This window comes from Arthrobacter sp. NPDC056493 (assembly GCF_042795115.1).
Classification (GTDB): Bacteria; Actinomycetota; Actinomycetes; order Actinomycetales; family Micrococcaceae; genus Arthrobacter.
The window spans coordinates 25978-37753 of record NZ_JBHTSL010000055.1 but is presented as its reverse complement, the minus strand read 5'-3'; the positions used below and the strand labels follow the sequence as shown (position 1 = coordinate 37753).

Annotated in this window: 11 protein-coding genes; 4 read left to right on the top strand and 7 right to left on the bottom strand. The window is 66.4% G+C overall.

Going from position 1 to position 11776, the window contains the following annotated elements:
• Positions 1–102: 102 nt before the first annotated feature.
• Genes ACFQ50_RS19080 through ACFQ50_RS19070 form a run of 3 tightly spaced genes read right to left on the bottom strand, consistent with a single transcriptional unit; the run spans position 103 to position 2119 of the window.
• Complete coding sequence (locus ACFQ50_RS19080) at positions 103–726, bottom strand: energy-coupling factor transporter transmembrane component T family protein (RefSeq protein ID WP_377997205.1); 624 nt, start codon at positions 724–726, stop codon at positions 103–105.
• Complete coding sequence (locus ACFQ50_RS19075; protein ID WP_377997204.1) at positions 723–1448, bottom strand: energy-coupling factor ABC transporter ATP-binding protein; 726 nt, start codon at positions 1446–1448, stop codon at positions 723–725. Before ACFQ50_RS19075 ends, ACFQ50_RS19080 begins: the two co-directional genes overlap by 4 nt.
• Positions 1445–2119, bottom strand: coding sequence for a biotin transporter BioY (locus tag ACFQ50_RS19070; protein ID WP_377997203.1), 675 nt, complete (start codon positions 2117–2119; stop codon positions 1445–1447). Before ACFQ50_RS19070 ends, ACFQ50_RS19075 begins: the two co-directional genes overlap by 4 nt.
• A 313-nt stretch (positions 2120–2432) precedes the next feature.
• Here ACFQ50_RS19070 and ACFQ50_RS19065 point away from each other — a divergent pair, with 313 nt between their 5' ends.
• A complete protein-coding gene (locus ACFQ50_RS19065) occupies positions 2433–4031 on the top strand; it encodes an ABC-F family ATP-binding cassette domain-containing protein (protein WP_377997202.1) in 1599 nt (532 codons plus the stop codon).
• Positions 4032–4331: 300 nt separating this feature from the next.
• Positions 4332–5954, top strand: coding sequence for a DUF222 domain-containing protein (locus ACFQ50_RS19060; RefSeq protein ID WP_377997201.1), 1623 nt, complete (start codon positions 4332–4334; stop codon positions 5952–5954).
• A gap of 145 nt (positions 5955–6099) precedes the next feature.
• Here the strand turns inward: ACFQ50_RS19060 and ACFQ50_RS19055 are convergent, their stop codons facing one another.
• The 3 genes from ACFQ50_RS19055 to ACFQ50_RS19045 form a co-directional block, all read right to left on the bottom strand.
• Entirely contained in the window at positions 6100–7386 is a 1287-nt protein-coding gene (locus ACFQ50_RS19055; protein WP_377997200.1) for an ABC transporter permease, read from the bottom strand.
• A complete protein-coding gene (locus tag ACFQ50_RS19050; RefSeq protein WP_377997199.1) occupies positions 7383–8081 on the bottom strand; it encodes an ABC transporter ATP-binding protein in 699 nt (232 codons plus the stop codon). The genes ACFQ50_RS19055 and ACFQ50_RS19050 overlap by 4 nt, the downstream gene beginning before the upstream one ends.
• Positions 8082–8156: 75 nt before the next feature.
• Complete coding sequence (locus tag ACFQ50_RS19045; protein ID WP_377997198.1) at positions 8157–8747, bottom strand: TetR/AcrR family transcriptional regulator; 591 nt, start codon at positions 8745–8747, stop codon at positions 8157–8159.
• Between the two features lie 130 nt (positions 8748–8877).
• Here ACFQ50_RS19045 and ACFQ50_RS19040 point away from each other — a divergent pair, with 130 nt between their 5' ends.
• Together ACFQ50_RS19040 and ACFQ50_RS19035 are read left to right on the top strand one after the other, a co-directional pair.
• Entirely contained in the window at positions 8878–10434 is a 1557-nt protein-coding gene (locus tag ACFQ50_RS19040; protein ID WP_377997197.1) for an MDR family MFS transporter, read from the top strand.
• A gap of 204 nt (positions 10435–10638) precedes the next feature.
• Positions 10639–11217 (top strand): dihydrofolate reductase family protein, encoded by a 579-nt coding sequence (locus ACFQ50_RS19035; protein ID WP_377997196.1) that lies wholly within the window; start codon positions 10639–10641, stop codon positions 11215–11217.
• 87 nt (positions 11218–11304) lie between these two features.
• On the opposite strand, the gene ACFQ50_RS19030 is transcribed toward ACFQ50_RS19035, so the two are convergent.
• Complete coding sequence (locus ACFQ50_RS19030) at positions 11305–11772, bottom strand: YbaK/EbsC family protein (RefSeq protein ID WP_377997195.1); 468 nt, start codon at positions 11770–11772, stop codon at positions 11305–11307.
• Between the last annotated feature and the right edge of the window lie 4 nt (positions 11773–11776).

Genomic DNA, 11776 nt, shown 5'->3' with positions numbered 1-11776 from the left:
GGGCGTTCCCAGCGCTCAGAACGCCCTGATCTGCGACCCAGTTGGGTTTGAAAGCCGGCGTCGGCCCCCGGACCCGAGGGGAAGGACGAGCCCCCGCGGTGGTCAGTCCTCCGGCTCGCCCAGCCCGCGGGCGGCCAGCGCTTCGCCTGTGTGGCGGGCATAAGCAACCGTGGTGATGAACACCGGCAGGACCAGCGCCCGCGGGTTGCGTTCCAGTCCGCGGGCACGCGCCGAATCCCGGACGTCAGCAAAGGCCCCGGCGATAAAGGGAATGCTCCGCAGCATGATGGCGATGGTCAGGGCAAAGCGCTCGGGGTCCGCGCCGAAGCGCCGGAACGGGCGGGCCAGGGAAACCACGCCGTCGAGCAGCCGGTGCAGCGGCGTGGTGGCGGTCAGCAGGGACGCCGCCACGACGCACAGCAGGATGTTCAGGACGATGCGGGCGGCAGCGGGCCCGCCCAGTTGCCACCACTGGAACGCTCCGATGACCAGCAGGACGGGAAGCAGCGGCCGCACCGCGCGGAATAGCCGCACGGCTCCGGCGCCACTGAGCAGGAACAGCGCGCACATCACAAGGAGCGCTCCGGCGGCGAGCCGCCAGTCGACGATGAGGAAAGAGGCCATTCCGCACGTCAGGACCAGCAGGAACTTCAGCCACAGCGGCATGCGGTGGATCAGGGACGAGCCGGGCACGTAGTTGGCGAGCAGGAAGCCGTGACCCCTCACCGGAAGTCACCGTCCGGCAGGCTCCGCGCGGACAGCGACCGGTAGTGGTCGACGGCGGCGGCAGCACCGCCGTCGAACGCTATCCGCCCGGATTCGACCACCAGGACCCGGTCCATGTCCAGGGCCAGCTCAAGGTCATGGGTGGACATGACGATCTGCTGGCTCAGGCCGGCCAAGGTACGGCGGAGCAGTTCGCGGTTCCTGAGGTCCAGCAGCGTGGAGGGCTCGTCCAGCACGAGCACGCCAGGTTCCACCGCCAACACGGACGCCAGGGCCAGGAGCTGCCGTTCGCCGCCGGAGAGTTCGTAGATGCTCTGCTCAGCCAGGGGCAGGAGTCCGAATCGGTCCAGGGCAGCGGTGGCCTGCTCCCGGCGCTCCCTGCCATTGCGCACCGAGCGCCGGAGCGAGAGCTCCACGTCCTCACGACCGGTGGGCATGACCAGCTGGGACAGGGGATCGGTGAAGACGAAGCCCACCTGCTGGCGCACGGCACGCACGTTGCGGACCGTGTCGGCGCCGTTGACGGTCACTGTCCCTTCGGTGGGGGCCACGAGGCCGTTCAGCAGGCGGAGCAGCGTCGACTTGCCGGAGCCGTTGGCCCCGATCACACCGATCCGCTGCTCGGTGAGCTCCAGCGAGATGTCCTGCAGCAGGACTTTGGGGTCAGGGCGCCCGTCGACGGCCACGCTGACCCCTGCGTTCCTGAGGGAGATGGCGCTCACTGGTGGGTGGTGGCTTCCGGTGTGGTTGCTGCCGGCGCGGCGGCCTTCTGCGGGAGCTGCCGGACTCGGCGGACCAGCAGATCGGGGAAGGCCTTGTGCAGGGCGATGGCCACCGCGACGGCGAGGACGTTCTTGATGATGTCACCCGGGTAGAAGGGGAGATCGGCCAGGAACGCCTTGGAGAAGTCCAGCTTGGCGTTCACCATCATGCCGGCGATGCCCAGTCCGTGGATCAGCACAATGCTGGCGGCCATGGCGGCGGCGAACAGGAATACGGCACGGAACTTCACCGTGCGGCGGATGACGACGGCGGCCAGCCAGCCCACCGCCGCGGCGGCGAGGGGGAACGCGATGATGTAGCCGGCCGAGGGTCCGGCCAGAATGCCCAGACCGCTGCGGCCGCCGCTGAAAATGGGGAGTCCGGCGAGCCCAAGCAGGGTATGGAGACCGACGGCGGCGAACGCGCGGCCGGGGCCCAGTGCGAGCCCGGTCAGTATGACGGCGAGCGTCTGGAGCGTGATGGGGACGCCGAGGCCACCCACGGGGATGGCCGCAACCAGGGCTGATGCCGCCACGAGCGCGGCGAAGACGGCGATGAGTCCGAGGTCGGTGGCGTTCCAGCGGGTGCGCTTTGCCGGCTGCAGGGCGCCGGCGGAATGGGTCTGGGTCATGGGAGGTCCTGTCGGAGGGGTACAAACAATTATCGGCTGGTGTTGACGTTACTGGCCCGGGAATCACGGCATTTTGTTGCTGTCCTACAAGGGTGACGCCCCGGGGTCTGGTCCTGGACACAAATACTGCGCTCGTTCTTGTGGCGAAGGCGCTCTTCTGGGCACCGAAAGCGTGTTCTGGCCGGGTTGCACCGGCCGGTAGACTTGAACGGGCCGTTCTGCGGCCGGCATCCCCGGCGTTCTTTACTTTGCGCCGTGCGGCATGCAACCTGCCGTGCTGCGGCATTCCCTGTTGTGAAAGGCCTTACCTGCTGTGATTACCGTTCAGGATCTTGAACTGCGCGCCGGCGCCCGCCTGCTCATGGACCAGGTGAGCTTCCGGATCGACAAGGGCGACAAGATTGGGCTCGTGGGCCGCAACGGTGCCGGCAAAACCACGCTGACCCGTGTGCTCGCCGGCGAGGGCCTGCCTGCCGCCGGCAAGGTGACCCGAAGCGGTGAGATCGGGTACCTGCCCCAGGATCCGCGCACGCCAGACATGGAGCAGCTCGCACGGGACAGGATTCTGTCCGCCCGCGGCCTGGACATCGTCGCCGGCAAGCTGAAGCAGGCCCATGACGAGATGGCCAGCGAGGACGCAGCGGTCCAGCGCAAGGCGATGAACCGCTACGACAGGCTCGAATCCGAATTCCTGGCCGCCGGCGGCTACGCTGCCGAAGCCGAGGCCGCAGCTATCTGCTCGAACCTCGCCCTGCCCGACCGCCTGCTGAACCAGCCCCTCAAGACCCTGTCCGGCGGTCAGCGGCGCCGCGTGGAACTCGCGCGCATCCTGTACTCGGACGCCGAGACCATGCTCCTCGATGAGCCCACCAACCACCTCGACGCCGATTCCATCGCGTGGCTGCGTGACTTCCTCAAGAACCACCAGGGCGGACTGATCGTGATCAGCCACGACACCGAGCTGCTCGAAGCCACCGTGAACAAGGTGTTCCTGTTGGATGCCAACCGTGCCCAGATCGATTTCTACAACATGGACTGGAAGCGCTATCTGACGCAGCGCGAAACAGACGAACGCGCCCGCAAGCGGGAACGCGCCAACGCCGAAAAGAAGGCCCAGGTCCTGTTCGACCAGGCCAACAAGATGCGCGCCAAGGCCACCAAAGCCGTTGCAGCGCAGAACATGGCAAAGCGCGCCGAACGCCTGCTCAGCGGGCTGGAAGCAGTGCGCGAAACCGACCGTGTGGCAGCCCTGCGCTTCCCGGATCCGTCCCCTTGCGGCAAGACCCCGCTCACGGCGGAAGGCCTCAGCAAGTCCTACGGCTCGCTGGAAATCTTCACGGACGTCGACCTTGCCATCGACCGCGGCTCCAAGGTGGTCATCCTCGGCCTCAACGGCGCCGGCAAGACCACCCTCCTGCGGATGCTCGCCGGGGTGGACCGCCCCGACACCGGCGACATTGTCCCCGGCCACGGCCTCAAGGTGGGCTACTACGCCCAGGAACATGAAACCCTCGACGTCGACCGCACCGTCCTGGAGAACATGCGATCGTCCGCCCCGGACATGAAGGACGCGGAGGTCCGCGGCATCCTGGGCTCGTTCCTGTTCTCCGGTGACGACGTCGACAAGCCTGCCGGCGTGCTCTCCGGCGGTGAGAAGACCCGTCTGGCGCTGGCCACCATCGTGGCCTCCAGCGCCAACGTCCTCCTGCTGGATGAGCCCACCAACAACCTCGACCCCGCCAGCCGCGCCGAGATCCTCGGTGCCCTGCGCAACTACACCGGCGCCGTCGTCCTGGTCAGCCACGACGAAGGCGCCGTTGAGGCCCTCAACCCGGAGCGCGTGGTGCTGCTGCCCGACGGCGTTGAGGACCTCTGGAACGAGGACTACCTGGACCTCATCACGCTGGCTTAAGTTTGCTGGCGGGCGAGTGAGTGCCGCGGTCGGCCCGACGGGCAGGCCAGCGCTTCCCGCCCATGAATGTCAGACCCCCTCATCACAATGGTTTTATGGAAGCCGTTGGGGGATTCACCGCAGACCGGGCCGAATGGCCCGGTGGCGGTGGGCTGGTTTCCGTCGCGGGGAACGACGGCGGTGGCTGGGGCAGTAAGGTCGCTCCCGACGGCGGCACTTCAGTCGGCCGGTTGCTGCGCGGCGGAGCTGCTACAGACTCCGAGGCAAAAAAATGTCAGACCCCCTCAGCACAATGGTTTTATGGAAACCGTTGGGGGATTCACCGCAGAGGGTGCCGCACACCGGGCCGGATGGTCCGGCGGCGGCGGGTTGGTGTCCATGGGGGCGAACGCCCTGCAGAGCCTTCCAGCCGCGGCCGACGCGGTCGACCAGTCCCTTGCGTTGCTGGCCTCGGACCCCATCACCGCCGAGGACACCGGGCTGTGGGGTCTCTCTCAGTCCGCTGATTTCGCGGACCGGGTCGAGGAGCTCTCCCGGAAGGTGGAGCATCTGCAGGTGCTCGCCGCCGGGGCGGTGGACCGGTCCCGCACCGAGGCCCTCACCGCCGCCGCGGCACCCCTCGTCCCCGTTCCGGATTCAGGCGCGGATCCGGGCGCTGACGGTTCCCGGAATACCGTCGAATTCCTCCGCGGCAGGCTGCGGATCAGCGCCGGCGAGGCCCGCCGCCGCCTCGCCCTTGCCGATTCGGTCCTGCCCCGGGCAGGTTTCGGCGGACAGCAGCTCCCGCCCCGCTACGAAGAGCTCGCCGCCGCCGTCAGCACCGGGCAGGTCAGCTCACGCGCGGGGACCACCATCACCCTCGCCCTGGACCGGGCACGGCATTTCACCACCCCTGCCCGGGCCGCGGAGATGGAACACGACCTGACCGTCACCGCCGTCGAGAACGACGCGGACTTCCTGACCCGGGTCGCCCGGCACTGGGCCGAGGCGATCGACCAGGACGGCACCGAACCCTCCGAAGCTGCCCTCCGCCAGATCCAGGGCGCCTTCATCCGCCGGCCCAAACACGGCCTGCAGCACCTGGAAATCTTCGCCACCACCGAACAGTTGGAAACCCTCACCACCGTCATGAACACCGCCACCAACCCCCGCACCATCGCACCGGGACACGAAACCGACGGCGGGAACGACAGTGACGGGACCGGTGGTGACGGGTCCAGTCCCGCCGGCACAGCGGCGGGTGAACAGAGCGATCCAGCTGGGTGGGACACCCCGGGCGTCCCGGAGATCACCCTGGACCACCGGTCCGATGCGCAGAAACGGCTCGACGGGCTCGTCGGCGCCTGCCAAACAGCCCTCACCACAGGCGCCCTGCCCGCCAACGGCGGGCACCGGCCCCAAATCCTGGCCACCATCGATTACCGCGACCTCCTGGCCAAAGTCGAGCGATGGCAGGACCTCCAGGGGCAGCCCGGCTACACCGGCGACGGCACCGCCCTGTTCGCGTTCAGCGGGCCGGTGAACCCGGCCACGATCCGCAAAATCGCCTGCGACGCCGACATCATCCCCGTCGTCCTCGGCACCCAAGGACGCATCCTGGACATCGGCCGCGCCGCACGCGTCTTCCCACCGCACATCCGCAAAGCCATCACCGCCCGCGACCAAGGCTGCGCATTCCCCGGCTGCACCATCCCAGCACCCTGGTGCGAAGCCCACCACATCACCTACTGGTCCCGCGGCGGAACCACCAGCACCGGAAACGGCGTCCTCCTCTGCAGCCACCACCACCACCTCATCCACAAGGAAAACTGGAACATCGACGTCACCAACGAGGTGCCCTGGTTCAAACCCCCACCCGAACTCGACCCCCACCGAAAACCACGCCGCAACCAATACTTCCGCTCACGACCCCAACGGGAATGAGTATTCCAGTGGTTCCTCGGACCTCCAGCTACGGGAAGGCTTGAATCCTCCGCTGCCTCCGCTACCGCCGGCTCGAGAAATCCGATGAACTCCACTCTGCCGTGGCCACGATTTCCCTCCGCACGGATTCGGCTGCCGGTGTCGGCTATTCGTAGCGGAGGGAGTCGATCGGGTTCTGCCGGGCAGCCCGCCACGCTGGCAAGGTCCCGGCGATGAAGGCGATGGCCATGACAAGGAGGATGACTCCGGCAACGGGCCCAGGCGCGAAGCTGAGAATCTGAAGGCCTGCCAGGTCGCTGAGCGGGCCACGGGCGAGGGCGCCGCTGACCGCAGTGCCCAGCCCGATAGCGGCAGTGGATCCGATCATGCTGCCGAGCAGTCCGATGAATGCCGCTTCGGTGCTGAAGAGGGCAAAGACAGAGCCGCTTCCCATGCCCATGGCTTTCATGAGGCCGATTTCCCGGGTGCGTTCCTGGACAGACATCAGCAGGGTGTTCACGATTCCGAAGCCCGCAGCGACCAGTGCGATCACCGCAAAAGCGTTCAGGACGCCGATGATCCCGCTGATGACCGTCTTGACGGTTCCGATCCGGTCCTCGAGCGTCTGGGCGGTGTAACCCGCGTCCGCCAGGCGCGACTTCATATCGTTGATTCGGTCCGGCGAAGTTGTATCGAACGTTGCCGTGGCCGCGGTCCAGACATCCTTTGCCGCGTCGGGAGCCCCTATCCCCTGGGCATCGGCAAGTGCGGCGGTGAGCGCCTTGTTGGCAAACGCGCCACCACCGCCGAGGAGGGCGCTTTGTTCCACGCCGTTGATGCGTGCGGTGATGGTGTGCATGGCACCGGTCGCGTCTTGGATTCCGATGGTGGCCTCCTGGCCGATGGCTTGGGCGTTGCCGCTGAACCCCAATGGGACGATGTACGGGGCCGGGAGGATGATCTGGGCCTGCTTGGCCGTGTCGTCCAGGCCTGTACCGGCATCGAGTTGGGGCTGTGCGCCGGCCAGGGGGCTGACGGAGAGCTGGTACTTCCCGTTGTTGTTCCACTCGATGTATGAGGGGCTGAGCCGCGTCACAGGGGAAACACCGGTGATCCCGGCAACCGAGGCCACCTTGTCCAGGTCTGACGGATTCAGTGCCAGCTGGGTGGATCCGGGCCGGCCGCCGGCGGCCAGCACCTTGACCTCCGGATCGTATTTCTGTGGACCGGAACCAGCGCCGGCATTGGTGTCGGTCTTGGTGATCGTAAAGGCGTTGCCTGGTCCGACGGCGGCGACCTGGGCGTCGATGTACTCGGAGATGCCAGTGCCAAGGCCATTGGTGATGGTCAGGGTGAAGGCTCCGACAAAGATTGCCAGGATGGTCAGCGTGGTGCGCAGCTTGCTTCGGAAACTGTTGGTGATCGCTGTTTTCAGTATCTCGAGCGGTTTCACGCCGCGTGCTCCTCGTCGGTGCTGATCAGTTGGCCGTCGCGGATAAAGATGCGCCGGTTGAACCGGGCCGCCAGGTCATGGTCGTGAGTGACCGTGATCAGGGTGATTCCGTGGTTCTGGTTGAGGTCAAACAGAATGTCCTCCACGACCCGCCCGGTGGCGGTATCGAGGTTGCCCGTGGGTTCATCGGCGAAGAGGACCTGTGGGTTGTTAGCCAGTGCCCGCGCGATCACTACGCGCTGCTTCTGGCCGCCGGAGAGGTTCCCGGCCTTGTTGCGGGCCTTATCGGCCAGCTCAAGCTGCTCCAGTACAGCCATGCCGCGCGCGCGGCGTTCCCGTGCGCCCACACCTGCGATCTTCAGCGGCAGCACGACGTTCTCCAGCACAGTGGACGAGTGGTTGAGGAAGAACTGCTGGAACACGAACCCGAACATCCCGTTCCGCAGGCTGTTGAGCTTGCGCCCGCTCAGGTTCCTTGCGTCAACGCCATCAACGCAGACTTCGCCTCCGCCCGGGGTGTCCAGCAGCGCCAGCAGGTGCATCAGAGTGGATTTACCGGACCCGCTCTTGCCCACGATGGCCACGGAGTCTCCGCGGTCAATCTGCAGGGAAACGCCCTTGAGGGCATCGAAACGGTCAGGTCCGCGGCCATAGGTTTTCGTCAGGTCGCGGGCGGACAGGATTGGCACAGTCATGAAGGTTCCCATCACGGGTCGAAAAAACAGGCGTGAGCAGAATAGGAGGCGGGCGTTGGAAGGTAAGACGGACTCTCAGAATCCGGGCGGCAGCAGGCCGGAGGAGATGCGTGCGGCCGCCTCCAGGATGTCTTTCTCGTCGGCGTCGAGGTCGCGGGCGGCCATGCCGAGCATGTTGATGCTGAGCAGGGCGAAGCGGACGCGCAGCTGGTCCTCCACGCTTGCCCCGGGGGGCGTGAGGATGGCAAACAGTTGGGAAACGGCGGCGGCCATTCCTTCATGTTGGCCCGGTTCTGATTTGATGTCCCTGATCAACCGATGGTTGGAACCGAGGAAGCGGAACATGCGCAGGCCCTGGTCCTGCATGATCGCGGTCCACCGGGCGATCACGGTCCGGCGTACGTCGGGGCCAGGTTCCTGTGTCCGGGCCCAGGCCAGCAGGTCCGTGACCTGCCCGCGCATGGTCTCCATCAGGGCCCGGACGATGTCTTCCTTGCTCTTGAAGTGGTAGTACAGCGCCGCCTTCGTGAAGCCAAGTTCCTCAGCGATCTGCCGCATTGACGTCGACTCGTAGCCTTGGTCGGCAAACAGGCGCAAGGCGACAGCCTGGATGTTCTCCCGCGTCCCGCCCGCAGGCGGGACTGCCCCGCCATTCGTGGGTGTCATCTGTGCGTGCTTCCTCTCAACCCGGCCACTTGCGCAGGCCGGTCCGCTTGCTAACTAACCGGCCGGTAAGTACCATGCTAACCGAGCGGTAAGTGAGGCCGCAAACCAACTTCCAAAGGACCCGCCTGCCATGAAAGCTGACCAGGAGCCCGCCCGGCTGTCACCACGCCAGATCGTCACCGCGATGAGCGGGCTGATCATCGCCATGCTGCTCGCACAGCTGGATAACATGATTGTTGCCCCGGCGCTACCAACCATCGTTGGTGAACTGGGCGGCATGGACCACCTTGCCTGGGTCACCACCGGGTATGTCCTCGCATCCACCGTGGCCACCCCGATCTGGGGCAAACTCGGCGACATCTTCGGGCACCGCCGCACGTTCATGGCGTCGATCGTGGTTTTCCTTGCCGGTTCAGCCCTGTGCGGGATGAGTCAGGACATGACGGAGCTTATTGGCTTCCGCGCATTCCAGGGCCTGGGTGCCGGCGGGCTGATGGTGGGCATCATGGCCGCGATCGGACTCATGGTCCCGCCCCGGGAGCGCGGCAAGTACCAGGGCATCATGATGGCCGTCATGCCGCTGGCCATGATCGGCGGACCGCTGCTGGGCGGTTTCATCACAGACCACGCCACGTGGCGCTGGGCGTTCTATGTCAACCTGCCGCTGGGCGTCCTGTCGCTCGTCGTCTGCTGGTTCACGCTCAAGCTTCCGCGCCAGCCGCGGACATCGAAGGTGCAGATCGACTGGTGGGGCTCCGCCGTCCTCACAGTCTGGATCACCTCGCTCGTGCTGATGCTGAGCTGGGGCGGTAGCCAGTATGACTGGAACTCACCGGAAATCATCGGCCTCGGGGCCACCGCCGCCGTCGGGCTGGTCCTGTTCCTGGTTATCGAAAGCCGCGTCGCCGAGCCCGTCATTCCGCTGCGCCTGTTCGCCAGCAGCAACTTCTCGCTGGCCAACGCGCTGGGCTTCATCGTTGGTTTCGCCATGTTCGGCGGGATCACCTTCCTGCCCCAGTTCCAGCAGTACGTCCAGGGCCAATCCGCGACCAGCAGCGGGCTGCTGCTGATGCCCATGATGATCGCCGCGATGATCGTCTCACTGACCGGAGGCCTGCTCGTAACGCGCACCGGACACTACAAGTCGCTCCCGATCGCCGGATCCGCGCTCATGGCAGCCGGCCTGTTCCTCTTCTCCACCATGGGCCTGGATACTCCGGCCTGGCAGTCGGGCATCTACATGGCCGTCCTCGGTGCCGGCATGGGCTGCATGATGCAGACCACCAATCTCATCGCCCAGAACAGCGTGCACATCAAGGACATCGGGGCCGCCACCGGCACCAGCACCTTTGCCCGGAACATGGGCGGATCCCTCGGGATCTCGGTCCTGGGATCCATCTACGCGAGCCGCCTGGCGGACGCCATGGGCGGCGGCGCCGGCGGCTCCGGAAACCTGCACCAGAGCGGACAGATAACCCCGGCGGCCCTGCACTCCCTGCCGCAGGCGGTCCAGGACCTCTTCAAACAGACCGTGACGAGCGGCATCCAAAGCGTCTTCCTCTGGGCCGCCGTCGTCGCCGCAGCCGGCTTCGTGCTGGCCCTGTTCATCCGCCACGTCCCGCTGCGCGGCCACACCCCCACCCCTGCCCAGAGTGCAGAAGCGACAGCGGAAGAACTCGCCTTCTGACTTGCAGCAGGTTGCCGTTTGTCCTGCAACGAATAGCGTAAAGCGGGGTCGAAGCATTGTGGGCATCTCCAGGCCTGCGATGCTTGCGGCCGCCATGGTTGCGCTTTTGAAGCCCTGTGGCCATCCTCCGCGTCGGTAGCTATGCTCTTCCCGCTGTGACATCCGTATTTCCAAACCCGACCAGCCGTATTCGAGGAGAACAGCATGAGCGCTATCTACACCTTCGACGTCTTTTGCAGCCTCGACGGCTTCGGCTCCCACAGCGGCAACTGGGGCGGTTACTGGGGCAAGCAGGGCCCCGAGCTGCTCGAACACCGTCTCGCCCTGTACAGCACGGAGCAGCGGATGGTCTTCGGGGCCAACACGTATCGGGCGTTCACGCGGATGCTGGCGTCGAGCAGCGAGGGTTCCGACGTCCGTGACTCATGGGTCACGCGGATGACGCACCTGCCGGCAACGGTCGTGTCGAGAACCCTGCAGGAACCGCTCGACTGGCCGGACGCCACCGTCGCGAGCGGCGACGCAGTGGACGTCGTCGCCCGGCTCAGGGAAGAGTCAGAAGTGCCCCTGCGCTCCCACGGCAGCCTGTCGATGAACCGCGCGCTGATGGCCGCCGGTCTGGTCGACCGCGTCCAGGTGACGGTCTTCCCGGTGATCACCGGCCAGACCGGAGAGCAGCCGATCTTCCAGGATGCCGCCGACTTCGATCTCGAGCTGATCGAGAGCCGGACGCTCGATGGCCACACCCAAGAGCTCATCTACCGGCCCACCCTCCACGTCTGAATCCCGGGCAACCGCCGTAATCAACCGCTTCCCGACCACCACTCCAAAAGGACTGAACGGTTACGGAACTCAGCGCACGGGAAGCGCTCAGCGCACCCGAAGCGCGTGGGCGCCCGTGATCCGCTGCAGCTCGCCGTAGCTGATGGAGAACATCGAGTGGTGGTCGCCCGCCCCGGCCCAGAGTGTGGCGTGGTTTTCGAGCGAGGCGTCCAGCAGGGTGCGGATCTTCGCCGGATGCCCCACAGGGGCAACCCCGCCCACTTCCTGGCCCGTGTGGTGCAGGACGAAGTCCGGCGCGGCGCGGCGGATCCGTCCGGTGCCCAGCTGGGAGGCCACCAGCCGGACGTCCACTTTGGCGGCTCCGCTGGCGAGAATCAGCAGGGGAGCGCCGTCGACTTCAAACACCAGACTGTTGGTGATTGCCGCAACGTCGCAGCCGAGCGCGTCAGCGGCGGCGGCCGCCGTCGGAACCGCACCGGGAAGAACCGTGACTGTGTCGCGGGCGCCGGCCGCGGTCAGGGCGCGGCGCACGTTGGCCACAGGGTCGGCAAGCATGACC